Origin of the sequence: Rhodanobacter caeni (assembly GCF_039523575.1) — a bacterium.
In the GTDB taxonomy this organism is placed as follows: domain Bacteria; phylum Pseudomonadota; class Gammaproteobacteria; order Xanthomonadales; family Rhodanobacteraceae; genus Rhodanobacter; species Rhodanobacter caeni.
Map to the genome: position 1 here is coordinate 218,594 of NZ_BAAAFO010000002.1, position 25,779 is coordinate 244,372.

The following is a 25,779-nucleotide window of genomic DNA, read 5'->3' on the forward strand; positions in this document are numbered from 1 at the left end:
ACTCCGTGGATGTCGGCCGGTTGCGGCGGCCATTCGCATGCGATTCGGGCGGTGGCGATCTCGTTGCGGCGCGCGGCCGTCACGGGCACCAGTAGACGGACAGCGGCGCGCGGGTCTGGCTCAGCACGCTGCGCACCGGATAATGCTGTGCCGCGCCCAGGCCCAGCCGGGCATCGGCCAGCACGTCACGCTTGGTGGCGCCGGTCACCAGCAGGTACAGCGCCCGGGTTTCGAGCAGGGCCGGCAGGCTCAGCGTGATGCGCGGCTCGCCGGCGCCGGGTGCGCGCATCGGCAACACCCGCGTCTGGCCGTCCAGATCGAGCGCTTCGGCCAGGTGGTCGCCGCCGGGGAAGAACGAGGCGGTATGCCCGTCATCGCCCATGCCCAGCACCACCGCATCGAACGGGCGCGGCAGCGCGTCGATCCGCGCGTTCGCCTCGGCCAGGCCGGCCTCGGGGCTTTCCGCGCCGGTATACAGCGGCACGAACTGCGCCGCGGCGGCCGCGTTCTGCAACAGCCGCGCCTTGACCAGGCGAGCGTTGGAGCGCTCGTCGGTGTCCGGCACCCAGCGCTCGTCGACCAGGGTGATGTGCACGCGGGACCAGTCCAGCGGCTCGCGCGACAAGCGATCGAAGAGCGCCTTCGGCGTGCTGCCGCCGGAAACGGCCAGTACGGCACTGCCGCGCTGGTCCAGCGCCTCGCGCAAACCGCCGGCGATGCGCTCGGCCAGCGCCGCGGCCTGCGCCTGGCAATCGGTGAAACTGTGGGTAGTGACGTTCAATAGGGGAGACATGGCATCAAGGGTGCGCCGCGCAACCGCGGCGCCAGGGAGGGAAACAGGGCGCGAACGCCCGCGGATCAGTCGTTGTCTTCGTGCCAGGTGCGGCCATCGCGCTCGATCAGCGCCACCGCCGCGCTGGGGCCCCAGCTGCCGGCCGCATACGGGCGCGGCGACTCGTTGCTGGCGGCCCACGCGGCCAGGATCGGATCGGCCCACCGCCATGCGGCCTCCACCTCGTCGCGACGCATGAACAGGGTGGGGTTGCCGCGCACCACGTCCAGCAGCAGGCGCTCGTACGCATCCGGCTGTTGTACGCCAAAAGCTTCGGCAAAGCTCATGTCCAGCGGCACGTGGCGCAGGCGCAGGCCGCCGGGGCCGGGGTGCTTGATGCTCAGCCACAGCTTCACGCCCTCGTCCGGCTGCAGCCGCAGCACCAGGCGGTTCTGCACCACCGGGCCGGCCGACGCGTCGAAGATGGAGTGCGGCACCGGCTTGAACGCCACCACGATTTCCGACACGCGATCGGGCAGCCGCTTGCCGGTGCGCAGGTAGAACGGCACGCCGGCCCAGCGCCAGTTGGCGATTTCCGCCTTCAGCGCCACGAAGGTTTCGGTGTTGGACTGGTGGTTTTCCAATTCGTCGAGATAGCCGGGCACGCTGGCGCCCTCGGCCACGCCGGCGCGGTACTGGCCGCGCACGGTGAGCTGGCTGGCGTTGCTCGCGTCGATCGGCTTGAGCGCGTTCAGCACCTTGAGCTTCTCGTTGCGCACCGCATCGGGCGACAGCGACGACGGCGGCTCCATCGCCACCATGCACAGCAATTGCAGGATGTGGTTCTGCACCATGTCGCGCAGCGCGCCGGCATGGTCGTAGTAGCCGGCGCGCCGGCCCAGGCCCAGGGTTTCGGCCACGGTGATCTGCACGTGGTCGATGTGGGCGGAGTTCCACAGCGGCTCGAACAGCACGTTGCCGAAGCGCAGCGCCAGCAGGTTCTGCACCGTCTCCTTGCCCAGGTAGTGATCGATGCGGTAGGTCTGCGATTCGGCGAACACGCGGCCCACGTCGTCGTTGATGCGGTTGGCGCTCTCCAGGCTGCGGCCGATGGGCTTTTCCAGCACCACGCGCGATTTGCCGTCATTGAGCCCGTACTGGCCCAGGCGGGCGCACAGGTCCACGAACAGTTCCGGCGAGGTGGAGAGATAGAACACCCGCACGTGGTCGGGCTGCTCGCCGATCAGCGCGGCGAAATCGTCCCAGCCGGCGTCCTTGCGCGCGTCCAGCGGGCGATAACCCACCTGCTGCAGGAACTGGTCGACCTTGGCCGGATCGCTGCCGGACAACGCATTCAGCGTCTTGCGCAGCGAGGCGCGGTAACCCTCGTCGTCGAGCCCTTCGCGGGCCACGCCGATGATGCGGCTCTGGGCCGGGATCTGGCCGTCCACGAAACGATGGAAAAGGGCCGGCAACAGCTTGCGCAGGGCAAGGTCGCCGGTACCGCCGAAAATGACCAGGTCGAACGGTTCGACCGGCAGGGAAATCACAGTCACGCTTTCACCTCAACGACAGCCAGCGGTTAGGGAATGGGCGAAACGGGGCCGCCCACGCGGTTCGGCGCCGATCATACCAGTGGAATACCACAACGCACCAGTTCCCCGTTGACGGGGTCGAACGGGCTGGACAAACCCCACCTTCTTCGGAAATCATGCCCACCCGCGCCATGCAGGCCCTCATTGCCTGTCGAGGCGCCGGAGTTGTCTAACTGGTTCGCTATTGGTATCTTTCGTAACCATGGAAAGCGCCCTGGCACTCGAATATCAGCGGATCTGCAACGATCCGGCTGTCTACCAACCGCTGGCCTACCTGCGCCTGCGCCGCGCGATCCGCAACATCGTGGAGCGCCGAGCGATCGAGCCGGGACAGACCCTCCCCAGCGAGCGCGACCTGGCCCAGACGCTGAAGCTGTCGCGCGTCACCGTGCGCAAGGCGATCGCCGGCCTGGTCGAGGATGGCCTGCTGCATCAACGCCACGGCGCCGGCACCTTCGTGGCCGAGCGCATCGTCAAACCGATGTCGCGGCTGACCAGTTTCACCGAGGACCTGCGCGAGCGCGGGTTGTCGCCGCGTTCGGAATTCTTCGAGCGCAGCGTGGGCGAGGTGACGCCGGAGGAATCGATGGCGCTGAACCTCTCGCCCGGCTCGCTGGTGGCGCGCCTGCACCGCGTGCGCTACGGCCAGGACGAACCGCTGGCGATCGAGCGCAGCGCGGTGCCGGCCAGCCTGCTGCCCGACCCGATGCTGGTCAGCGACTCGCTGTACGAGGCGCTGGAGCGCTTCAACGCCCGGCCGCGGCGCGCGCTGCAGCGCCTGCGCGCGGTGTCGCTGAACGCCAACCAGGCGCGCCTGCTGCACGTCTCCGCCGGCAGCGCCGGGCTCAACATCGAGCGGCGCAGTTTTCTGGACGACGGCCGCGTGGTCGAGTTCACCTGCTCCTGGTACCGCGGCGACATCTACGACTTCGTCGCCGAACTGCAAACCGACTGATTCATCACCCTGGGAAAAACCACCGACATGGCTGCCAGCGACACGTTGATGTACACCGAAGCGCACGAGACGGCCGACGTCGTGGCGCGCCAGTTTGCCGCCAACGAGGGCGTGATCGCCGCGCTGGCGCAATCGCTGCGCGAGCAGCCGCCGCGCTTCATCGTCACCTGCGCGCGCGGCAGCTCCGACCACGCGGCCGCGTACGCCAAGTACGTGTTCGAGACCCAGCTGGGCATCGCCACGGCGTCCGCATCGCCGTCGGTGACCTCGGTGTACGCAGCGCCGCAGCAGTGGCAGGGCGCGCTGTTCATCGCCATCTCGCAGTCGGGCAAGAGCCCCGACCTGGTGCGCAACGCGGAGGCGGCCAAGCTGGCCGGCGCCCGCGTGGTGGCGCTGGTGAACGTGGCCGATTCACCGCTGGCGCAGCTTGCCGACACGGTGATTCCGCTGCACGCCGGTCCGGAACGCAGCGTGGCCGCCACCAAGAGCTACATCGCCGCGCTGGCCGCCGTGCTGCACCTGTGCGCCCGCTGGAAAGAGGACCCGGCCCTGGCCGCCGCCTTGCAGACCTTGCCGGACGCGCTGCGCAGCAACTGGGATGCGGACTGGTCGTCGCTGAGCGAAGGCCTGGCCGGCGCCCACAACCTGTTCGTGGTGGGGCGCGGCTTCGGCCTGGGCATCGCGCTGGAGGCGGCGCTGAAGTTCAAGGAAACCTGCGGCCTGCATGCCGAGGCGTTCAGCTCGGCCGAGGTCAAGCACGGCCCGATGGCGCTGGTGGGCCCGGATTTCCCGGTGCTGTGCTTCGCCCAGGACGACGACACGCTGGACAGCACGCTGGCGGTGGCGCGCGAATTCCGCGGCCGCGGCGCGCAGGTGTTCGTGGCTGCGCCCGGCCTCGAGGGCGAAGGCACGCTGCCGGTGGCCACCGGCCTGCCGGCGCTGTGCACGCCGCTGCTGATCATCCAGAGCTTCTACCGCGCGGCCAGCGAACTGTCGCTGTTGCGCGGCTTCAACCCCGACGTGCCGCCGCATTTGAACAAGGTCACCGAAACGGTTTGATGGGCGGCACGCGCTGCCCTTCGACTCCGGCCTGCGGCCTACGCTCAGGGTGAACGGTTAAAGGCCTGGGCGGCATCGAAAAACACCGTTCGCACTGAGCGTAGCCCGCGTCAGCGGGCGAAGTCGAAGTGCCGGGACGAAGCCGGCATCCATCTTCTGTCCTTCATCGAGGCTCCACCATGACTCTCGCCCTCATCAACGGCCGCGTACTCACCCCCGAAGGTTGGGTCGACGACCATGCCGTATTGCTCGACGGCCCACGCATCGCCGCGGTGCTGCCGACATCCGACCCACGCGTGCGTGCTTCGCAGCAGCACGACCTGGCCGGCGCCACGCTGCTGCCCGGCTTCATCGACGTGCAGGTCAACGGCGGTGGCGGCGTGCTGTTCAACGACGCGCCCACGGTGGAGACCATCCGCCAGATCGGCGTCGGCCATCGCCGCTACGGCACCACCGGCTTCCTGCCCACGCTGATCAGCGACGATGCGGACGTGATGCGCGCGGCGCTGGATGCCGTGGAGCAGGCGCTGGCCGAAGGCGTGCCGGGCCTGCTCGGCATCCACCTGGAAGGCCCCTACCTGGCGCCCGCGCGCAAGGGCGTGCACGATCCGAAATTCTTCCGCGTGCCCGGTGCCGACGAGTTGGCGCTGCTGTGCGCTCCGCACCGCGGCGTGCGGCTGATCACCCTGGCGCCGGACCAGATGCCCACCGCCAGCATCCGCGCGCTGGCGGCCAGCGGCGTGATCGTCTGCGCCGGCCACACCGCCGCCGACTACGCCACCACGCGTGCCGCGCTGGACGCCGGCGTGCGCGGCTTCACCCATTTGTTCAACGCGATGACGCCGTTCGGCAGCCGCGAACCGGGCGTGGTCGGCGCCGCGCTGGACGATGCCGAAAGCTGGTGCGGCATCATCGCCGACGGCCACCACGTGCACCCGGCCAGCCTGCGCGTGGCGATTGCCGCCAAGGCGCGCGGCAAGATGGTGCTGGTCACCGATGCGATGCCGCCGGTGGGCGCCGACAGCCCGGAATACAAGCTCAACGGCGAAACCATCATCGTCAAGGACGGCATCTGCCAGACCGCCAGCGGCACCCTGGCCGGCTCCGCCCTGGACATGGCCGGCGCCGTGCGCAACGCGGTGGACATGCTGCACCTGCCGCTGGACGAAGCCGCCCGCATGGCCAGCACCTACCCCGCCGATTTCCTGGGCCTGGGCGCCAGCCACGGCCGCATCGCCGCGGGTTACCAGGCCGACCTGGTGGCGCTGGACGCCGACTACCGCGTGCGGCAGAGCTGGATCGCCGGCGTGGACAACGGCTGAGCGCCGTCGCGCCAAAAAGCCTGAAGAAACCCGCCCACCGAACCGCAAAGCCGGAACAGGCCGTAACCCCCTCTCCCCTCCGGGGAGAGGGCAGGGAGAGGGGGACACGCCGCGGGAAAGCCTCCAACGAAGCCACCCACGACGCAGGAAAGCTCGCCATCGATTTCCCCGCAAGCACCGGCCCCCTCTCCTCAATCCTCTCCCCGCAGGGGAGAGGAGGTATTACGGTGCCTTCGGGCCTCTACGGTTTCGGCGCGGCAAACTCACACAACGTCGAACCTCGTTGCCCAAACCACCCCGCAAGGCTAAAGTTACGCGGTTCAGGTGTCCCGATGGCTCCACGCCAGAGGGATGAAACGGGAAGCCGGTGCGCGGTGTCGATCACCGCAAGGCCGGCGCTGCCCCCGCAACGGTAAGCGAGACAAGCGATCAGCGAATGCCACTGTGCTTGCACGGGAAGGCGCTGCTCGCGGCACGGGTTTCTCCCGCGCCACTCGCGAGCCCGGAGACCGGCCTGCACGATTCCTGGTGGCTCGCGGTGGGCGAGGCCGAACAGTCGTGTCGGCACTCGCCTGCCCGTTGTTCCGTCCCCTCCCTTCTTCGCCACCGGCCCATTGACGCTGGAGCCGCGCGCGGGCGCGCGGCGGAGAAATGCTTGTGGAACACACGTACATGAAACGCACCCTGCTGGCCGCGGCGCTGCTGGCTGCATCGATGGCGGCGCAAGCCGACGCCGGCCGGCCCGATCCCGTGGGCGCGGAGGACCTGGATGCGGTGATCGTCACCGCCACGCGCACCGCGATCACGGTGGACGACTCGCTGGCCGCCGTTACGGTGATCAGCCGCGACGACATCGACCGACTGCAGCCGCTGACGGTCACCGACCTGCTGACCGGCCTGCCCGGCGTGAGCCTGGGCAATCTCGGCGGCCTGGGCCAGCAGACCTCGCTGTTCATGCGCGGCACCAATTCGGCGCACACCTTGTTGCTGGTCGACGGCGTGCGGGTGGGATCGGTCACCGCGGGACTGGCCGCGTTCGAGCAGATTCCGGTGGAGCAGATCGACCACATCGAAGTGGTGCGCGGGCCCCGCTCCAGCCTCTACGGCGCCGACGCGATCGGCGGCGTGATCCAGATCTTCACCCGCCACGGTCAGCCCGGCGGCGGCCTGCAGCCCTCGTTCAACCTCACCACCGGCAGCAACAACCTGTTGCGCGGGCAGGCCGGCCTGTCCGGCGGCGACGAGCACGCCTGGTACAACATCGGCGTGGGCGCACAGTACACCCGCGGCATCAACAGCTGCCGCATCGGCGCGGCCGAGGCCTTTACCGCCTGCTATATCGACGAACCCGACCGCGACGGCAACCGCAACAAGAACCTTGCCGCCAGCGGCGGCTATCGCTGGGACAACGGCGCCGAACTCTCCGGCACCTGGCTGCGCAACCTGGGCGAGGTCGAGTTCGACGGCAGCTACCAGAACCGCAGCCGCACCTTGCAGCAGGTGGCCGGCGCGCGTTTCAGCATCAACCCCACCGACGCCTGGAAAAGCACGCTGAGCGCGGGCCAGAACCTGGACCGCTACGACAGCTACGAGAACCGCGATTTCAGGGGCTACATCGGCTCGCGCCGCGACCAGGCCGGGTGGCAGAACGACATCACCGTGGCACCCAACCAGCTGCTGACCCTGGGCCTGGACTGGCAGGGCGAGCGCGTGGACAGCGACACCGGCTACCTCGACACCCGACGCAACAACACCGCCGGCTACGCGCAATACCAGGGCACGTTCGGCCGCCAGGAAATCCAGCTCTCGGCGCGGCGCGACCACAACGGCCAGTTCGGCAACCACAACACCGGCGCCGCCGCCTGGGGCTACCGCTTCGACCACGGCCTGCGGCTGTCGGCCAGCTATGGCACGGCGTTCCACGCGCCCACCTTCAACGATGTGTACTACCCCTACGGCAGCGGCAACCCCGACCTGAAACCGGAAAAATCGCGCAGCGCCGAACTCGGTCTCAACCAGCGCTTGAGCCACTGGAACTGGGGCATCAACGCCTACCAGACCCACATCGACCAGATGATCGCGCTGGACAGCAGCTACTTCCCCATGAACATCAGCAAGGCGCGCATCCGCGGCGTGGAAGGCAAGCTGGGCGTCGACCTCGCCGGCTGGCAAGTGCAGGGCTACCTGACCTGGCTGCAGCCGCGCAACGAGGATGGCGGCCCCAACGACGGCAAGCTGCTGATGCGCCGCCCGCAACGCACGGCACGGCTGGATGTCGACCGCAGCTTGGGCGCTTTCGGCCTGGGCGCCACCTTCAACGCCGCCAGCCACAGCTACGCCGACGCCGGCAACCTGCAACCCGTGCCCGGCTATACCACCACCGACCTGCGCGCCAGCTACCACGTCACGTCCGACTGGCAACTGGAAGCGCGACTGGCCAACGCCTTCGACCGCCATTACGAAACGGTCTGGTACTACAACCAGCCGGGGCGGAGTTTCTTTTTGACGGTGCGGTATAGCCCTGCGACGCGGTAGTGCCTTCGCCCAAGCCCGACTGTAGGAGCGACTTCAGTCGCGATGCTTTTTGTTGGTTGAGCAAAGGCAGGAGCAAGAGCTTTCGATCGCCTACGGCGCTCGAGTTACTTTTCTCTTGCGTGGCCAAGAGAAAAGTAACCAAAAGAGAAGGCCACCCCGCTTGGCGCTTGCCGCCCATCCATGGGCGGCAAGTCCGTGAGTCGGGATCGGGCTTTTCGAGCGGGCTCCTGCCCGCGCGAAAAGGCGTTGCCATCCCTGGCAACGCCCGCTGCGCGGCCTGTCGACCCCGCCTCACCGCCGCAGAGGGGCCCCGGGTAGAGCAGCGGGCCATCCTGGCCCGCACTCGGGATGGAGCCAGGGCAAAAGCAGAAGCAAAAGCAAAGCCACCTATCTCAGCCGTTCTCCCTGAGCGTAGGCCGAAGGCCGAAGTCGAAGGGCACCCGCAAGCCCCACCCTTCGACTTCGCCGCTGCGCGGCTACGCTCAGGGCGATCGGAGTTCCGAGGGAGATCCCACGTCGCGACGCTCTCGCCGCGGCAACGCCGCGGCGTACCGAGTCCGCGCCACGATGGCGCGGTGCTCTCCCGGGGCCCCTCTGCAGCGGCGGGTGGGCGAAGGATCAGCCCGCAGGGTGGCCGGCAGGGATGCCGGCCAGTTTGGCGTCAGTCCATGGCGAAGGCATGGATGCCCGAGTTGAGGCAACGCAGGAGCAGTTGCCCGATGGACTGTCGACAAACCCCGCAGCCCGACCGCGTACCTTGCGGGCAGGATGCCCGCGAGGCGCGAAAGCGCGGTGGCCTTTCTCTTTGGTTACTTTCTCTTTACTCCGGGCATCCTGCCCTACGCCCTTCGGGCCAGCTTCGCTGTTCGCACGCGCTTCCTGCGCGTGCGTGGCCACGCAAAGAGAAAGTAACTCGAGCGCCATAGGCGATCGAAAGCTCTTGCTCTAAACCCACATCAAAACCAAAAAGCGTCGCGACTGAAGTCGCTCCTACAAACAGCAAGAGCATCGCGCATGACCGAAGGAAGTCCCTTGTGAACAGGGTGCGCTCCTGCAAATAGAGCTGGGCTGGGCGGGGCCCATGCCATCCGGCAGGGCCGACTTCAGGCACATCGCGGCGGTTCGGGGCAGCGGTTATCCTTGCCCGCCACGGAGAGCCCATGAACATTTTCGCGCCCATGATCCGCCGCCCGATCGGCACCTCGCTGTTGGCGATCGGGTTGATATTGGCGGGGAGCTGGGCGTACCAGCTGCTGGGCGTGGCGGCGTTGCCGTCGATGGATCTGCCGGTGGTGATGGTGTCGGCCAACATGCAGGGCGCCAGCGCGCAGACCATGGCCGCCACGGTGGCGGCGCCGCTGGAGCGGCACCTGGGGCGCATTCCCGGGGTCAAGGAGATGTACTCCAACAGCACCGAGGGGCGCACCTTCGTGCGGTTGCAGTTGTACATGGGGCGCAATGCGGACAAGGCCGCCAGCGACGTGCAGGCGGCGATCAATGCCGCGGCGGTCGACCTGCCCACGCACATGGACAACCCGCCGCAATACTTCAAGGCGGACACCACCCAGGTGCCGGTGATCCTGGTGTCGCTGACGTCCACCGGGCTGCCGCCGGACAAGCTGTACGACCTCACCAATACCTTGCTCAGCCCGGCGGTGGCGCAGATCCCCGGCGTGGCCCAGGTGCAGGTTTTCGGCGGTACCGCGCATGCGGTGCGGGTGACGCTGGACACCGGCGCGCTGGCGGCGAAGGGGCTCACCACCAACGACGTGGCCAATGCGCTGCGCGCGGCCAATGTCACCTCGCCGCAGGGCATCATCAGCGACGGCCACACGCAGATGACGGTGTCGGCCAACGACGCGCTGCAGGACCCGGCCGAGTTCGGCAACCTGCTGATCGCGATGAAGAACGGCATGCCGGTGCGGCTGTCCGACGTGGCCACGGTGGTGGCGGGGCCGGAGGACCAGTACCAGGCCGCCTGGTTCAACGGCCAGCGCGCGGTGATGATGGAGGTGACCAAGCGGCCGGAGGCGAACGCGGTGGCCACCGCCGCTGCGGTGCGCGACCAGTTGCCGACCTTCCGCGCGATGCTGCCGGCCGACGTCACCATCACGCCGATCCTCGACCTCACCCAGACCACCAAATCCGCGCTGCACGAGGTGCAGGCCACGCTGCTGATCAGCATCGTGATGGTGGCGCTGGTGATGCTGGTGTTCCTGCGCCGCATCGGCCCCACCCTGATCGCCCTGCTCAGCGTGCCGCTGTCGCTGGCCGGCGCGTTCGTGGCGATGTGGGCGTTCGGGTACACGCTGAACCTGCTGTCGCTGGTGGCGCTGGTGCTGTGCATCGGCTTCGTGGTGGACGACGCGATCGTGGTGATCGAGAACATCGTGCGCCACATGGAGAACGGCCAGGCGCCGCTGCCGGCCGCGCTGACCGGCGTGCGCGAGATCGGTTTCACCGTGCTGTCGATCACCTTGTCGCTGGTGGCGGTGTTCGCGCCGCTGCTGTTCGGCAACAACATGCTGGTGATGCTGCTGCGCGAGTTCTCGGTGACGCTGACCGCGGCGATCGTGATCTCGGCGCTGGTGTCGCTGACGCTGACGCCGGCGTTGTGTGGCCGCTTCCTCACCCTGGAGCATGGCGGCGCGCGGCCGCCCAACCGCATCCAGCGCGCGTTCGAGCGCTTCGACCGCGGGCTGCACCGTACCTACGAGCGCGCGCTGGACTGGGCCATGCATCACCGCCGGCTGATGCGCTGGCAACCGCTGCTGTTGCTGGTGGCCACCGTGGTGCTGAGCATGGCGGTGGTGAAGACCGCCGGCGGCACCTTCATGCCCGAGGAGGACACCGGCGCGCTCACCGGAAACATCAGCGCCGACGCCAACATCTCGCCGCAGCTGATGGCCGAGCGGGTGAAGCAGGCGGCGGCGATCGTGCAGGCGGACCCCGCCGTGCTGGACGTCTCGTCCATGCTGGGGCGCAACGGCGGCGCGGTGGGCAACAACGGCCGCATGTGGATCGACCTGAAGCCGCTGGGCGACGGCCCGGGCCAGCGCCGGGTCAGTTCGAAAGTGGTGCTGGAGCGGCTCAGCAAGCAGTTCGAGGTGTTGCCCGACATGAAGGTGCAGTTGCGCACGCTGCAGTTCATGGGCGGCGGTGGCGGCAACAACGATGGCGCGCAGCACAGCTTCCAGATGATCAGCAAGGATGGCACCGACCTGCAGCCGTGGGCGCTGAAGATGGTGCGGCAGATGCGCAAGTCGAAGGAACTGCGCGACGTGGGCAGCGAGTTCGACGAGGTGGGCAAGCAGCAAATGCTGAAGGTGGACCACGATGCCGCCGCGCGGCTGCACGTGAACATGGGCATGGTCGACACCGCGCTGAACAACGCCTTCGGCCAACGCACGGTGTCGACCATCTACTCGGACATCAACGAATACCACGTGGTGCTGACCAGCGCCGGCGCGCAATCACTGAGCCCGGCCGCGCTGCTGGACACGCGCGTGCGCAACGCGCAGGGCCAGCTGATTCCGCTGTCCGCGATCGCCCGCATCGAACCCAACATCAGCCCCGCCGGCGTGGTCCACCAGGATCAGCTGGAAGCCACCGACCTCAGCTACAACCTGCCCGCCGGCGTGCCCGAAAGCCACGGCATCGACCTGGTGAACCAGGCTGCGCTGGCGATCCACCTGCCCGGCGGCATCCGCCTGAAATTCACCGGCACCGACGAGGAGATGCAGGATCTGCAATCCAACGGCGGCACCTTGCTGCTGGGCGCGATCCTGGCGATGTACATCGTGCTGGGCATTCTGTACGAGAGCCTGGGCCATCCGCTGACCATCCTTTCCACCTTGCCGGCGGCGGGCGCGGGCGCGTTCCTGGCGATGCTGGTGACGCAGACCCAGCTCAGCCTGATGGCGATCATCGCGATATTGATGCTGATCGGCATCGTGAAGAAGAACGCGATTCTGATGGTCGACTTTGCCCTGGTGGCGCAGCGCGAGCGCGGCTTGTCCGCGCCCGACGCGATCCGCGAGGCGGCGCTGGTGCGCTTTCGCCCGATTACCATGACCACCCTGGTGGCGATGGGCGCGGCGCTGCCGCTGGCGATCGGTTTCGGCGTGGGCTCGGAGATGCGCCAGCCGCTGGGCGTGGCGATCGTGGGCGGCCTGCTGGTGTCGCAGCTGCTGACCTTGCTGAGCACGCCGGCGATCTACCTGTGGGGCCACGACCGCAAGCTGCGCAAGGCCGCACGCAAGGCGCGGCGAGCGGAAAAGAAACGCCTGCGCGCGGGCCTGGCGGCCAGTGCGTCGTAATCCGCGCGACGGTCTGGCGACCGGGTCCACGGACCCGGCAGCCACGCGCATGCCGTCGTCGGTATCATCCCGGCGCATGCCTGCATCCTTCCTCGCCGATTCCCACCACCGTTTCCTTTCCCCGATAACCCGGCGGTGCGCATGAACGTCTTCGCACCGATGGTGCGCCGCCCGGTGGGCACCTCGCTGCTGGCGATCGGGCTGATGCTCGGTGGGCTGTGGGCGTACCTGCTGCTGGGCGTGGCGGCGTTTCCGTCGATCGAGTTTCCCGGCGTGGTGGTGTTCGCGCAGATGCCCGGCGCCAGCGCGCAGACCATGGCCAGCACGGTGGTGGCGCCGCTGGAGCGGCACCTGGGGCGCATCCCCGGCGTGCGCCAGATGTACTCCAGCGCCAGCGAGGGCGGCGCACAGATCCAGATCCTGTTCGAGATGGACCGCAGCGCCGACAAGGCGGCCCGCGACGTGCAGGCGGCGATCAACGCGGCCGCCGCCGACCTGCCCGCGGGCATGCCCAGCCCGCCGGGTTACTTCAAGTTCGATACCTCGCAGATCCCGGTGCTGCTGGTGTCGCTGACCTCCACCAGCCTGGCGCCCGACCAGCTCTACGACCTCACCGACACCTTGCTGAAGCCGGCCGTGGCGCAGATCCCCGGCGTGGCCCAGGTGCAGGTGTCCGGCGGCGCGCCGCACGCGGTGCGGATCGCGCTGAACAGCGCCGCGCTGGCGCGCAAGGGCATCACCAGCAACGACGTGGCCAATGCGCTGCGCGCGGCCAACGTCACCTCGCCGCAAGGCATGCTCAGCGACGGCGCCACCCAGATGACGGTGAGCGCCAACGACGCGCTGCACACCGTGGCCGATTTCGCCCCGCTGGTGATCGCCAGCCGCAACGGCGTGCCGGTGCGGCTGTCCGACGTGGCCACGATTACCGGCGGCCAGCAGGACCAGTACGCGGCGGCATGGTTCAACGGCCAGCGCGCCGTGACCATGCAGATCAGCAAGCGCGCGGAGGCGAACGCGGTGGCCACGGTAAATGCCATCCGCGCCGCGCTGCCGGGCTTCAGCCACCTGATGCCGGCCGACGTGCAGATCCACCCGATCTTCGACCTCACCCCCACCACCGAATCAGCGCTGCACGAGGTGGAGGTGGCGCTGCTGATGAGCATCGTGATGGTGGCGCTGGTGATGCTGGTGTTCCTGCGCCGCGTGCGGCCCACGGTGATCGCGATGTTCAGCGTGCCGCTGTCGCTGGCCGGCGCGTTCGTGGTGATGTGGATGCTGGGCTTCACCCTCAACATCTTCTCGCTGGTGGCGCTGGTGCTGTGCGTGGGTTTCGTGGTGGACGACGCGATCGTGGTGATCGAGAACATCGTGCGCCACATGGAGCGCGGCGAGCGCCCGCTGCAGGCCGCGCTCACCGGCGTGCGCGAGATCGGCTTCACGGTGGTGTCGATCACCTTGTCGCTGATTGCCGTGTTCGGGCCGATGGTGTTCGGCAACAACATGTTCACCATGCTGATGCGCGAGTTCTCGGTGACCCTGATCGCCACCATCGTGATCTCGGCCCTGGTCTCGCTGACGCTGACGCCAGCACTGTGCGGTGCCTGGCTGGCGCACGAATCGGGCACGCGCACGCCCGGCCGGCTGGAGCGCCTGGCCGAGCGCTTCGACCAATGGCTGCTGCGCATCTACCAGCGCGCGCTGGACTGGGCCATGCATCATCGGCGGGTGATGCGCTGGCAGCCGATCCTGTTGCTGGTGCTGACCGTGGTGCTGGCGGTGGTGGTGGCCAAGACCGCCGGCGGCGGCCTGATGCCGAAGGAGGACACCGGCCTCTTGCAGGCGCAGATCACCGCCGACGCCAACATCTCGCCCACCCTGCTGGCCGAGCGCACGCAGGCGATGGCCGCCGTGCTGCAGGCCGACCCGGCGGTGGCGGACGTCTCCACCATCCTGGGCGGCAACAACAACAATGGCGCGGTGGGCAACCAGTCCACCCTGTTCGTCGATTTGAAACCGCTGGGCGACGGCCCGAATGATCGCCACGAGCCGGGCCAGGCCGTGGTCGACCGGCTGGACAAGTACTACAAGACGGTGACCGATCTCGACGTCACCCTGACCACGGTGCAGTTCATCAGCGGCGGCGGCCCCGGCGGCGGTGCCAAGGGCCAGTATGCGTTCCAGCTCACCAGCACCGCCGGCCTGCCGCTGCAGCAACCCACGCTGCACCTGGCGCAGGTGATGCGCGGCATGAAGCAGTTCCGCGATGTCAGCACCAGCTTCGACAGCATCGGCCGGCAGGAGCTGCTGCAGGTGGACCGCAATGCCGCCGGCCGCCTGCACGTCAGCATGGGCCAGATCGATTCGGCGCTGTACGACGCGTTCGGCCAGAACCAGATCTCCACCATCTATTCGGACATCAACCAGTACCGCGTGGTGCTCACCGCCGACCCCGCGCAATCGCTGAGCCCGGCCAACCTGCTCAACACCTACGTGCGCAACACGGAGGGCAAGATGATCCCGCTGTCCGCGCTGGCCAGCATCCAGCCACACATCGCGCCGGTCACCATCAACCATTACAACCAGCTCGAATCGGCCTCGATCAACTACAACCTGGCCAAGGGCCTGACCCAGACCGACGGCCTGAAATACGTCGACCAGGCCATCTTCGCCGCCGGCCTGCCACCTGGCGTGCAGAAGAAGTACACCGGCGACAACGAAAACCTGATGGACGCGCTCAACAACGGCCTGCTGATGCTGCTGGCGGTGATCCTGGTGATGTACGTGGTGCTGGGCGTGCTGTACGAAAGCCTGATCCACCCGCTGACCATCCTCTCCACGCTGCCGGCCGCCGGCATGGGCGCTTTCCTGGCCATGCTGGTCACCCACACCCAGCTGACCATGATGTCGGCGATCGCGGTGCTGATGCTGATCGGAATCGTCAAGAAAAACGCCATCCTGATGGTCGACTTCGCCCTCGTCGCCGAACGCGAACACGGCCGCTCACCACCCGAAGCGATCCGCGAAGCCGCCCTGGTGCGCTTCCGCCCCATCACCATGACCACCCTGGTGGCGATGGGCGCTGCGCTGCCGCTGGCCATCGGCTTCGGCTACGGCTCGGAAATGCGCCAGCCGCTGGGCATCGCCATCCTGGGCGGCTTGTTCGTGTCCCAGTTGCTGACTTTGCTGAGCACGCCGGCGATCTATCTGTGGAGCCATGACCGCAAGGCGCGCAAGGCGGCGCGCAGGGCGCGCAAGGCGGAGAAGAGACGACAGAAGATGTTGCGGCGGGAAGCGCGGGCGGGCGGTTCGGCTTGAATCGCGGCGCTCGCGGCACTTCGACTTCGCCGTCCGGCAGACGGCTACGCTCAGTGTGATCGGGTGAGGGAGCAGGCATCGATCGAGAACCCCAACCGTTCTTCCTGAGCGTCGGCCGCGCAGCGGCCAGAGTCGAAGGACATGCCGCCTCGATATCGCGCTTTTGGACGTCCAATCCGACCCCCGGCTCGTCCGATCACGCCCCTCGATGGAACGAAAAGTCCGCGCTTGTGGCAGCATCAACGGTTTTCGACGCGCAGGAAGGCCCATGGTGTTCGCGATACTCGGGTACGGCCGCTTCGGCCAGGCGTTTGCCGGTCTGCTGGCACGGGCGGGGCACGAGGTGCGTATCCATGACCCGCAGGCCGAGGTGCCGCCCGCGCTGGCGACGGCGTCGGTGGCCGCCGCGGTCGATGGCGCGGACTGGGTGGTGCTGGCGATGCCGGTGCCGCGGATGGCGGAGGCGCTGGCCGCGTTGAAGCCGCACCTGGGCGCCGGGCATACCGTGATCGACGTGGGCAGCGTGAAGCTGCACCCCTGCGCGCTGATGGATGAGCAACTGGGCGACGCGATAGCGCACGTGGGCACGCACCCGCTGTTCGGGCCGCTGAGCCTGGCGCGCGGCGAGCGGCCGCTGCGCACGGTGGTGTGCGCCAGCGCCCGGCATCCGCAGACGGCCGAGCGCGCGCGTGCGCTTTTTCGCGAGCTGGGCTGCGAGGTGATCGACCAGGACCCGGCCACGCACGACCGGCACATGGCGCATACGCACGCATTGGCGTTTTTCCTGGCCAAGGGTTTGATCGAGATCGGCGTGGATGACGACTTGTCGGTAACGCCGCCGTCATTCCAGGGCCTGAAGAACATGCTGGCCGCGGTGCGCGGCGATGCCGGGCATCTGTTTGCCGCGATCCAGCAGGAGAACCCGTTTGCCGCCGAGGCGCGGGCGCAGTTGCTGGGGGCGTTGCAGCGTATCGATCGGCAGCTTGCCAGTGCGGATGACGACAGCCTGGCGATTCCGGTGCGGAAGCAGGAATCCTAGGGACTCCGATAAACGGGGTTGGCCGTCATCCCGGCGAAAGCCGGGATCCAGCGCCTCGGCTCTTCAACGACGTAAAGTCGCTGGATTCCGGCTTTCGCCGGAATGACGGATTTTTCGGGTTCTCTGTAGGAGCGACTTCAGTCGCGATGCTCTTTCGCCATGCAGCCAAAAAGCGTCGCGGCTGAAGCCGCTCCTACAAGGGCAGCCTCAGACTTTCGCGAACACCAGCGTGCCGTTGGTGCCGCCGAAGCCGAAGCTGTTGGACATTACCGTGGCGAGTTTCGCGTCGCGGCTTTCGCGCACGATCGGGAAACCCTCGGCCTGCGGGTCCAGCTCGGTGATGTTGGCGGAGGCGGCCACGTAGCCTTCGCGCAGCATCAGCAGGCTGTAGATCGCCTCATGCACGCTGGCGGCGCCCAGCGAATGGCCGGTGAGGGCCTTGGTCGAGGACAACGGCGGCACCGCGTCACCGAACACTTCGCGCACCGCCTTCAGCTCGACCACGTCGCCCACCGGCGTGGAGGTGCCGTGGGTGTTGAGGTAGTCGACCGGGCCGCTGACGTTGGCCAGCGCCATCTGCATGCAGCGCACCGCGCCTTCGCCCGACGGCGCCACCATGTCGCCGCCGTCGGAGGTGACGCCGTAACCCACCAGCTCGGCCAGGATGTTGGCGCCGCGGGCGCGGGCGTGCTCGTACTCTTCCAGCACCAGCATGCCGCCGCCGCCGGCGATGACGAAGCCGTCGCGGCTCACGTCGTACGGGCGCGAGGCCGATTCCGGCGTGGCGTTGTAGCTGGTGGAGAGCGCGCCCATCGCGTCGAACTGCGAGGTCATGCCCCAGTGCACCTCCTCGCCGCCGCCGGCGAACACGATGTCCTGCGCGCCGTGGCGGATCAGGTCGGCCGCCGCGCCGATGCAGTGCGCCGAGGTGGCGCAGGCGGCGGAGATGGAATAGCTCAGGCCCAGGATGCCGAAGCCGGTGGCCAGCGTGGCCGACACGGTGGAGCACATCGTGCGCGGCACCATGTACGGGCCGATCTTGCGCACGCCGCGGTTGCGCAGCAGGTCGCCGGTTTCGATCTGCCACTGCGGCGAGCCGCCGCCGGAGCCGGCGATGACGCCGGTACGCGGGTGGCTGACCTGCTCGGCGGAAAGGCCGGCGTCGGCGATCGCATCGCGCATCGACACGTAGGCGTATGCGGCCGCATCGCCCATGAAGCGCTTCAGCTTGCGGTCGATCTCGGCCACCAGGTCGATCTCGGGCACGCCGGCCACGTGGCTGCGCAGGCCAAGCTCCGCGTATTCGGGCACGGCACGGATGCCGCTGCGGCTGTCGCGCAGGGCCGACGACACCGTCGCCCCGTCGTTGCCCAGGCACGACACCACACCCATACCGGTGACCACGACACGACGCATCTCAAAACCCCTCGGTGGACTGGAACAGGCCGACGCGCATGTTCTCGGCGGCGTAGATCAGGCGGTCGTCGACAAACGTCTTGCCGTCGGCGATCACCAGCCGCAGCTTGCCGCGCATCACCCGGCGGATATCGATCTCGTAGCGCAGCTTCTTGGCCGTGGGCAGCACCTGGCCGGTGAACTTCACCTCGCCCACGCCCAGCGCGCGACCCAGGCCGGGCTCGCCCAGCCACGGCAGGAAGAAGCCGCTGAGCTGCCACATGCCGTCCAGGCCCAGGCAGCCGGGCATCACCGGGTCGCTCTCGAAATGGCAGGCGAAAAACCACAGGTCGGGACGGATATCCATCTCGGCCTGGATCACGCCCTTGCCGTAGGCGCCGCCTTCGGTGGAGATGTGGGTGATGCGATCGAACATCAGCATCGGCGGCAATGGCAGGCGGGCGTTGCCGGGGCCGAACATTTCGCCGCGGGCACAGGCCAGCAGCTGGTCGTGGTCTAGGGAGGAAGGACGCGTCATGAAAAGCTCATCAGTGGAGGAAGCCGGAAGGAGGGGCGTGCACGCAGGCCACGGGTTCCGGTCAAACCGTATGGTGACAGGGGCACGCCGATTCGCACAATGCGACAGACGGTAGCGGAGGGCGTCATAAACGCGCGTAAAGGCCGTAGTGGCAGGCGTTGATGGGCGAAGACGCGCGCGTCCGGCGAACGCCGAAGTCCGATCCGTGACCTCCTCTCCCCTTGGGGAGAGGACTGAGGTGAGGGGGTGGGGCTTGCGGGGAAAGTGATCGTGGGAGCTATCGGCGATGCGGGAGCGTCGTTGGGGCTTTCCCGCGGCGTGTCCCCCTCTCCCTGCCCTCTCCCCGCAGGGGAGAGGGGATTACGGTGTCTTTCGGGGCTGAGGTTTGGCGTTGTGGCGTTGTTGGGGCTGGCTCGCGATGCGGCCCGCTGCGGGCTGGACGCGTACCCGTGCCCGCTTGCTATGGTTGCCGCTTTCCACCGACAGGAATGCCCATGCGCCTGCTGCGTCCGGCCCCCTTGCTGGCCTCGTTCGTCCTGCTTGCCGCCATGGCCTTGCCCGCGCCGGCCGTCGCCGCCGAGCTGGCCATCCCGCCGGTGCATTACCAGCAGCGCACCCTGCCCAACGGCCTGCAGGTGCTGAGCGTGGAGGACCACGGCAGCCCCAACGTGGCGGTGCAGATGTGGTACCACGTGGGTTCGAAGGACGACCCGAAAGGCCGCTCCGGCTTCGCGCATCTGTTCGAGCACCTGATGTTCAAGAGCACGCGGCACATGCATGCCGAGCAGATGGACCGCCTGACCGAGGACGTGGGCGGCGCCAACAACGCCTCGACCGGCGACGACGTCACCAATTATTTCGAGGTGGTGCCGGCCAACCACCTGCAGACGCTGCTGTGGGCCGAGGCCGAGCGGCTGTCCAGCCTCAACGTGGACGAGCCCAATTTCCAGTCCGAGCGCGCCGTGGTGGAAGAGGAATACCGCCAGAGCGTGCTGGCCAATCCGTACGGCAAGCTGTTCAACGCGATCGATCCCAACTCCTACACGGTGCACCCCTACCGCCGCCCCACCATCGGCAGCATCGAGGACCTGGAAGCGGCCACGCTGCCGGACGTGATCGATTTCCACCGCACGTTCTACCGCCCCGACAACGCCACCCTGATCGTGGCCGGCGACTTCGATCCAAAGCAGCTGGACGCCTGGGTCGACCAGTATTTCGGCTGGATACCGAAGCCGGCCACGCCGATCCCGCAGGTCACCGCCACCGAGCCGAAGCGGCGCAAGAACCGCCGCGTCACCGTCACCGCCGATACCGCGCCGCTGCCCGCGGTGGCGCTCAGCTGGCTGATTCCGCCGGCATCGGACAGCGCCGACACCATCGCGCTGCAGGTGGCCGCCGCGCTGCTGGCGCGCGGCGATGCATCGCGGCTGTACCAGGCGCTGGTGTACCGCCACCAGGTGGCGCGCCAGGTGGACGCCGAGGCCGACGTGCGGGTGGGGCCGGGCCTGTTCCTGGCCTACGCGATCCTGGCCAGCGGCCACGCGCCGGAAGAAGCGGAAAAGCTGCTGCACGAGGAAATCATCTGGCTGGCCACCCAGCCGATTTCCGCCGAGGAACTGGAGCGCGCCAAAACGCTGTTGTTGACCGATGAACTAAAACAGCGCCAGACCGCGCAGGGGCTGGCCTTCGCCCTGGGTCAGGCGGCGCTGATCGGCGGCGACGTGGCGCGCGTCAACACCGACCTGACGGCGCTGCAGAAGGTCACCGCGAAAGACGTGCACCGCGTGCTGCAGAAGTACGTCACCGGTGGGCGCTACGTCACCATCGATTACCTGCCGGCCGCGAAAGCCAGCCAGCCGGCCAGCGGGGAGCATGCGAAATGAACCGTCCGACCGGCATCCTGCTTCTGGCCGTCTTTACCTCCCTTTGCAGCGTGGCCGCCGCCGAGCCGCCAGCCACGTTTCCCTCCACGCCGCCCGCGCCCGGTCCGGCGCCCGTGCTGACCCTTCCCACGCCCACCGCGCAGACCTTGCCGAACGGGCTGCGCGTGATCAGCGTGCGCCGCGACGGGCTGCCGCTGGTCACCGCGCAACTGGTGATACGCAGCGGCGACGAGATGGACCCGCCGCCGCTGGCGGGCCTGGCCGAGCTCACCGCCAGAGCGTTGACCAAGGGCGCCGCCGGCCTCACCGCGCCGCAGATCGCCGACGCCGCCGAAGCCCTGGGCGGCTCGCTGGAGGCGAGCGCCGGCTGGGACGAAAGCGACGTGGGCATCACCGTCACCACGCCACGCCTGCCGCAGGCGCTGGCCCTGCTGGCCAAGGTGGTGCGCCAGCCGGAGTTCAGTACGCGCGAGCTGAAGCGGGCGCAGGCGCAGGCGATCGACGACGTGCACCTCAGCCTCAGCCGGCCCGCCACGCTGGCCGCGCGGGTGGCGGCGCGCGGCATCTTCGGTACCGGCGCCTACGGCCACCCGCGCGGCGGCACGCCGGCGTCGATCGAGCGCATCGCTCGCGCGGACGTGCAGCAGTGGCACGAGCGGCTGTACCGGCCGGACAACGCCATCCTGATCCTGGCCGGCGACGTGACGCCGGCGCAGGCCCTGCAGCTGGCCCAGGCCAGTTTCGGCGACTGGGTGCGGCCGTCCTCGCCGCTGCCCGCCAAGCCGCCCGGCAGCGGCGATCGCGCGCTGGCCCCGGTGGTCCTGATCAACCAGCACGGTGCCGGGCAGGCTGGTGTGGTGGCGGCACATGCGGTGCCGCCGCGCAGCGACGCGCACTACTTCGCCGGGCTGGTTGCCGACGCCGTGCTGGGCGGGTCGTATTCGGCGCGACTGAACGAGGAGATCCGCATCAAGCGCGGGCTCTCCTACGGCGCTTTCAGCAACCTGCAGCCGCTGGGCGATGCCGGCCTGTGGCTGGCCTCGGCGCAGACCCGCAACCCGGCGGTGCCGCAGGTGATCGACCTGATGCTGGCCCAGTTCCGGCAGTTGGGCGACGAGGCGGTGCCGCCGGCCGAGCTGGCCGCGCGCAAGGCCACCCTCATCGGCAGCTACGGGCGCAGCCTCGAGACCACGGCCGGCCTGGCCGAACAGGTGGCGGCGCTGGCGATCTACGACGTGCCGCTGGATGAGCTGGGCCGTTACGCCGAGCAGGTGAATGCGGTGACGCCGCGCCAGCTGCGCAAGTACGCGCACAAGCACCTGGATGCCGACGCCGGCACCGTGGTGGTGGTGGGTGACGCCAGCCAGTTCGCCGCGGCGGTGCGCAAGGCCCATCCGAAGGCGGTGCTGCTCGACGCGGCCTCGCTGGACCTGGAGCGCGCCGACCTGGGCACGGCGGCGCACTGAGGCTCGATGCGTCGACCGACGGCGGTCGACGGGCGGGGAACACGCCGGCAACGGGCACCGGCTGGCGTTCACGTGTACGCGACGCGATATACTGAACTATCGCGTACACCATTTCCCCCGCAGGCTCCCCATGCGTTTCATCCCCACGCTCCGCACCGCGCTCGTGCTGGTGCCCTTGACCCTCGCCACCCTGCCCGCCGCCGCCGCGCGATGGGAGTTGCAGGCTGGCCAAAGCTACATGGACGACTACGGCGCCAACACGGCCTTCGTCGAAGCCGTGTTCGCGCCGCACCGCTTGGGCGACAGCCGCTTCAGTTGGGCGCCGGACGTATCCGTGGGCTGGATCGACGGCCGCGACGTGGCCCGCTTTCGCGACAAGCGTTACACCACCCGCGACAGCATCGCCCTGCTGGCCGCGGGCGTGCGGCTCTATGTGGGCGACGGCGACGAGTGGAGCCGCCGCTGGTTTCTCGGTCTGCAACCGGTGCTGCACACCGGCCGCACCCAGGCGCTGAGCAGCGTCTACGAATTCGCCACCACGCTCGGCTGGCAGGGCCGGCGCTTCAGCGTGCAGCTGCGGCACATTTCCAACGCCAGCCTGCATGAGCCGAACCGGGGCGAGACGATGGCCCTGCTGGGCGTGGCGTTCTAGCCCAGCAGCAACCCCTCAGTGTCCGCCCGACGCCGGCCCCGCCTTGGCGGTGAACGGCGGCCGGGCCAGCCAGATCACCAGCACCAGGGCGAGGAAGATCCAGCCCAGCATGTGGAACACCTCGTTGAACGCGATCTGGTAGCCCTGCTGGGTGATCATCCCGTTGACGATGCCGGCGCCGACCTGCGTATCGCCCTGGCCCAGGTGCGACAGGGCGCTCTGCGCGGTGGGGTCGAACACGGTGATGTGCTCGGCCAGCTGCTCGTGGTGGGCCACCGCGCGGCGCTCCCACAGCAAGGTGGTGATGGAGGCGGAGAAACTGCCGCCCAGCGTGCGCAGGAAGGTGGCCAGGCCGGAGCCGGAGGCGATCTCGTTCTGCTGCAGGTCCGACAGCAAAATGGTCAGGATCGGCATGAAGAACAGCGCCACGCCCAGCCCCTGCCACAGCTGCACCATCGCCACGTGGTAGAAGTCGATGCCGATGAAGAAGTCGGCGCGCATGAAGCAGGTGGCGCCCATCACGATGAAGGCCGCCGACGCCAGCAGGCGCAGGTCCACCCTGGTGGCGTACTTGCCCACGAAGAACGTCAGCAGCACCGGCAGCACGCCGATCGGCGCGGTGGCGAAGCCCGCCCAGGTGGAGGTGTAGCCCAGGTTGCGCTGCAGCCACAGCGGCACCAGCAGGCCGATCGCGAAGAACGCGGCGTAGGCCAGCACCAGCGCGATCGTGCCGGCGGTGAAGTTGCGGTGGCGGAACAGGCGCAGGTCGACGATCGGGTCCTTGTCGGTCAACTCCCAGATCAGGAACACCGCGATGCCGATCGCCGAGACGATGCTGGTGACGATGATGAAGGTGGAGTTGAACCAGTCCTCGTCGTTGCCCTTGTCCAGCACGATCTGCAACGCGCCCACGCCGATGATCAGGGTGATCAGGCCCACGTAGTCGATCTTCGGCCGCTCGGTTTTCTCGACTTTCGCGCGCAGCTGGTTGGCGACCACCATGCTGGCGAAGATGCCGATCGGCACGTTGATGAAGAAGATCCACGGCCACGAATAGTTGTCGGTGATCCAGCCGCCCAGGATCGGGCCGGCGATGGGGGCCACCACCGTCACCATCGCCAGCAGCGCCAGCGCCATGCCGCGCTTGGCCGGCGGGTAGATGCCGATCAGGAGGCTCTGCGTGATCGGGTACATCGGCCCGGCGACCGCGCCCTGCAGGGCGCGAAACAGGATCAGCATGCCCATGCTCTGCGACACGCCGCACATGAACGAGGTCAGCGCGAACAGCAGCGTGCAGGCGGTGAACAGCTTCACCTCGCCGAAGCGGCGGGTGAGGAAGCCGGTCAGCGGCAGCGAGATCGCCATGCTCACCGCGAACGAGGTGATCACCCAGGTGCTCTGGTTGTTGCTGACGCCGAGGTTGCCGGCAATGGTCGGCAGCGACACGTTGGCGATCGTCGTGTCCAGCACCTGCATGAACGTGGCCAGCGACAGGCCGATCGTCGCCAGTGCCAGGTTGGGTGGTCGGAAGTGGGTGGTCATCGCAATCGGTCAGTGAGGGAGTCTGCCTTGCCCCTCCCCCTGCTCGTCCCAAAGGGACTTCCTTCGGTCGCAGGGGGAGGCTGGGAGGGGGTAAAGCTCTTGACCTGAAGATCAAGAGCGAACCCCTCCCCAACCCTCCCCTGCCAGGCAAGGGAGGGAGTCCATTGGCTATTCGCCGCCAGCCATGTTGGCGTGGATGATCTGCGCGATCAGCGCGTCGGCCTTGGCCGTCTGCCGCGCGTACACGTCGGTACTGAAGGCCGGCTTGGTCGGCGACTGCTGCGCCAGGGTGGGGCCGCTGCGGTCGTGCAGGTTCACCGTAACGGCCAGCGACATGCCCAGGCGCAATGGATGCTTCTGCAGCATCGCCGGGTCGTCGAACACGATGCGCACCGGGATGCGCTGCACGATCTTGATCCAGTTGCCGGTGGCGTTCTGCGCCGGCAGCAGCGAGAACGCGCTGCCGGTGCCCACGCCCAGGCTCTGCACCTTGCCCTTGTAGGTCACGTCGCCGCCGTAGACGTCCGACTCGATCTCCACCGGCTGGCCGATGCGCATCCCGGTGAGCTGGGTTTCCTTGAAGTTGGCGTCCACCCACACCTCGTTCAGCGGCACCACCGCCATCAGCGGCGCGCCCGGCTGCACGCGCTGGCCCAGCTGCACCGAGCGTTTGGCCACATAGCCGTCCACCGGCGCCACCAGGGTGGTGCGTTCGTCATCGAGATAGGCGGCGCGCAGGCGTGCGGCGGCGGCCTGCACGTCCGGGTGCGAGGCCACCACGGTGTCGTCGACCAGCACCTTGCTGGTCTGGTACTGCTGCTGGGCGGCGGTGAGCGCGCTCTCGGCGGTGGTCAGCGCATCGCTGGCGTGCGACAGCTCCTCGGCCGAGATCGCGCCTGACTTGGCCAGCGCCACACGGCGCTTGTAGTCGGCGCGGGCCTTGGCCACCGCGGTCTGGCGTGCGGCCACGTCGGCCTCGGCGCCGCTGACGCTCGAGTACAGGCCGCGCACCTTGCGTACGGTGCTGGCCAGATCGGCCCTGGCTTCGGCCAGGGCCACGTCGGCATTGCTGCGGTCCAGCTTCACCAGCACGTCGCCGGCGTGCACGCGGTCGCCGTCGTCGGCACCGATGCTGATCACCGTACCGGCGATCTGCGGCGTCAACTGAACCACGTTGCCGTTGACGTAGGCGTCGTCGGTGTTCTCGTACCAGCGGCCGTCGAAGTAGTACCACAGGCCCCAGACGATGGCGGCAAGCAGCAGCACGATGCCGAGCAGGCGCAGCATCAACCCGCGCGACCGGGTCTTGGGTTGCGGCGGGGACGGCGGCGCGGCAGCCGGTGTCGCGGTGGGCGTGCTGCCCTGTTCGGGCGGTGTCTGACTGGACAT

At 68.4% G+C, this 25,779-nt stretch carries 16 protein-coding genes and 1 riboswitch; of the genes, 10 read left to right on the top strand and 6 right to left on the bottom strand.

The features are described 5' to 3' along the window. Positions 1-79 precede the first annotated feature (79 nt). On the bottom strand, positions 80-793 hold the full coding sequence (gene pgl / locus ABD017_RS05475) for a 6-phosphogluconolactonase (protein ID WP_343880988.1): 714 nt from the start codon (positions 791-793) through the stop codon (positions 80-82). 65 nt (positions 794-858) lie between these two features. Then, complete coding sequence (zwf, locus tag ABD017_RS05480) at positions 859-2,328, bottom strand: glucose-6-phosphate dehydrogenase (protein ID WP_425543672.1); 1,470 nt, start codon at positions 2,326-2,328, stop codon at positions 859-861. A gap of 241 nt (positions 2,329-2,569) precedes the next feature. On the opposite strand from zwf, the gene ABD017_RS05485 reads away from it, so the two are divergent. The 7 genes from ABD017_RS05485 to ABD017_RS05515 all read left to right on the top strand — a co-directional run bounded on the left by ABD017_RS05485 (position 2,570) and on the right by ABD017_RS05515 (position 16,914). Next, a complete protein-coding gene (locus ABD017_RS05485; RefSeq protein WP_343880990.1) occupies positions 2,570-3,322 on the top strand; it encodes a GntR family transcriptional regulator in 753 nt (250 codons plus the stop codon). 27 nt (positions 3,323-3,349) lie between these two features. After that, entirely contained in the window at positions 3,350-4,381 is a 1,032-nt protein-coding gene (locus ABD017_RS05490; protein ID WP_343880992.1) for an SIS domain-containing protein, read from the top strand. Positions 4,382-4,560: 179 nt separating this feature from the next. Beyond that, positions 4,561-5,703, top strand: a complete 1,143-nt coding sequence (gene nagA, locus ABD017_RS05495; RefSeq protein ID WP_343880994.1) for an N-acetylglucosamine-6-phosphate deacetylase — start codon at positions 4,561-4,563, stop codon at positions 5,701-5,703. 305 nt (positions 5,704-6,008) lie between these two features. After that, a riboswitch (cobalamin riboswitch) is annotated at positions 6,009-6,235 on the top strand. A 140-nt stretch (positions 6,236-6,375) separates the two neighbouring features. Then, positions 6,376-8,238, top strand: coding sequence for a TonB-dependent receptor domain-containing protein (locus ABD017_RS05500; protein WP_343880996.1), 1,863 nt, complete (start codon positions 6,376-6,378; stop codon positions 8,236-8,238). A 1,160-nt stretch (positions 8,239-9,398) separates the two neighbouring features. Continuing rightward, positions 9,399-12,557 carry an efflux RND transporter permease subunit gene (locus ABD017_RS05505; RefSeq protein ID WP_343880998.1) on the top strand — a complete coding sequence of 1,053 codons (3,159 nt, stop codon included), beginning with the start codon at positions 9,399-9,401 and terminating at the stop codon, positions 12,555-12,557. A gap of 141 nt (positions 12,558-12,698) precedes the next feature. Further along, the gene (locus tag ABD017_RS05510) at positions 12,699-15,875 is read left to right on the top strand and encodes an efflux RND transporter permease subunit (protein WP_343881000.1); all 3,177 of its coding nucleotides are present in this window, start codon (positions 12,699-12,701) and stop codon (positions 15,873-15,875) included. Between the two features lie 268 nt (positions 15,876-16,143). Continuing rightward, the gene (locus ABD017_RS05515) at positions 16,144-16,914 is read left to right on the top strand and encodes a prephenate dehydrogenase/arogenate dehydrogenase family protein (protein WP_343881002.1); all 771 of its coding nucleotides are present in this window, start codon (positions 16,144-16,146) and stop codon (positions 16,912-16,914) included. A 207-nt stretch (positions 16,915-17,121) separates the two neighbouring features. Here the strand turns inward: ABD017_RS05515 and fabB are convergent, their stop codons facing one another. After that, positions 17,122-18,330: a beta-ketoacyl-ACP synthase I gene (fabB, locus tag ABD017_RS05520; RefSeq protein ID WP_343881004.1), complete on the bottom strand. Its 1,209-nt coding sequence runs from the start codon at positions 18,328-18,330 to the stop codon at positions 17,122-17,124. Position 18,331: 1 nt separating this feature from the next. Then, a complete protein-coding gene (fabA, locus tag ABD017_RS05525) occupies positions 18,332-18,847 on the bottom strand; it encodes a 3-hydroxyacyl-[acyl-carrier-protein] dehydratase FabA (protein WP_343881006.1) in 516 nt (171 codons plus the stop codon). Between the two features lie 494 nt (positions 18,848-19,341). Between fabA and ABD017_RS05530 the strand changes: the two genes are divergently transcribed. From ABD017_RS05530 to ABD017_RS05540, 3 genes are all read left to right on the top strand, one after another. Next, a complete protein-coding gene (locus tag ABD017_RS05530; RefSeq protein ID WP_343881008.1) occupies positions 19,342-20,730 on the top strand; it encodes a M16 family metallopeptidase in 1,389 nt (462 codons plus the stop codon). After that, entirely contained in the window at positions 20,727-22,196 is a 1,470-nt protein-coding gene (locus ABD017_RS05535) for a M16 family metallopeptidase (RefSeq protein ID WP_343881010.1), read from the top strand. The genes ABD017_RS05530 and ABD017_RS05535 overlap by 4 nt, the downstream gene beginning before the upstream one ends. Positions 22,197-22,326: 130 nt before the next feature. Further along, a complete protein-coding gene (locus ABD017_RS05540) occupies positions 22,327-22,848 on the top strand; it encodes an acyloxyacyl hydrolase (RefSeq protein WP_343881012.1) in 522 nt (173 codons plus the stop codon). A gap of 15 nt (positions 22,849-22,863) precedes the next feature. Here ABD017_RS05540 and ABD017_RS05545 read toward each other — a convergent pair whose 3' ends face one another. Then, positions 22,864-24,390, bottom strand: coding sequence for a DHA2 family efflux MFS transporter permease subunit (locus ABD017_RS05545; protein ID WP_343881014.1), 1,527 nt, complete (start codon positions 24,388-24,390; stop codon positions 22,864-22,866). Between the two features lie 168 nt (positions 24,391-24,558). Continuing rightward, positions 24,559-25,779, bottom strand: coding sequence for an efflux RND transporter periplasmic adaptor subunit (locus ABD017_RS05550; RefSeq protein WP_343881016.1), 1,221 nt, complete (start codon positions 25,777-25,779; stop codon positions 24,559-24,561).

Excerpts from the sequence above, each read along its gene's own strand:
- ABD017_RS05545 (WP_343881014.1), bottom strand. The coding sequence starts at position 24,390 with ATGACCACCCACTTCCGACCACCCAACCTGGCACTGGCGACGATCGGC.
- nagA (WP_343880994.1), top strand. The coding sequence starts at position 4,561 with ATGACTCTCGCCCTCATCAACGGCCGCGTACTCACCCCCGAAGGTTGG.
- fabA (WP_343881006.1), bottom strand. The coding sequence starts at position 18,847 with ATGACGCGTCCTTCCTCCCTAGACCACGACCAGCTGCTGGCCTGTGCC.
- ABD017_RS05490 (WP_343880992.1), top strand. The coding sequence starts at position 3,350 with ATGGCTGCCAGCGACACGTTGATGTACACCGAAGCGCACGAGACGGCC.
- ABD017_RS05500 (WP_343880996.1), top strand. The coding sequence starts at position 6,376 with ATGAAACGCACCCTGCTGGCCGCGGCGCTGCTGGCTGCATCGATGGCG.
- pgl (WP_343880988.1), bottom strand. The coding sequence starts at position 793 with ATGTCTCCCCTATTGAACGTCACTACCCACAGTTTCACCGATTGCCAG.
- fabB (WP_343881004.1), bottom strand. The coding sequence starts at position 18,330 with ATGCGTCGTGTCGTGGTCACCGGTATGGGTGTGGTGTCGTGCCTGGGC.
- ABD017_RS05535 (WP_343881010.1), top strand. The coding sequence starts at position 20,727 with ATGAACCGTCCGACCGGCATCCTGCTTCTGGCCGTCTTTACCTCCCTT.
- ABD017_RS05530 (WP_343881008.1), top strand. The coding sequence starts at position 19,342 with ATGCGCCTGCTGCGTCCGGCCCCCTTGCTGGCCTCGTTCGTCCTGCTT.
- ABD017_RS05550 (WP_343881016.1), bottom strand. The coding sequence starts at position 25,779 with ATGTCCAGTCAGACACCGCCCGAACAGGGCAGCACGCCCACCGCGACA.
- ABD017_RS05540 (WP_343881012.1), top strand. The coding sequence starts at position 22,327 with ATGCGTTTCATCCCCACGCTCCGCACCGCGCTCGTGCTGGTGCCCTTG.
- ABD017_RS05485 (WP_343880990.1), top strand. The coding sequence starts at position 2,570 with ATGGAAAGCGCCCTGGCACTCGAATATCAGCGGATCTGCAACGATCCG.
- ABD017_RS05505 (WP_343880998.1), top strand. The coding sequence starts at position 9,399 with ATGAACATTTTCGCGCCCATGATCCGCCGCCCGATCGGCACCTCGCTG.
- ABD017_RS05510 (WP_343881000.1), top strand. The coding sequence starts at position 12,699 with ATGAACGTCTTCGCACCGATGGTGCGCCGCCCGGTGGGCACCTCGCTG.
- ABD017_RS05515 (WP_343881002.1), top strand. The coding sequence starts at position 16,144 with ATGGTGTTCGCGATACTCGGGTACGGCCGCTTCGGCCAGGCGTTTGCC.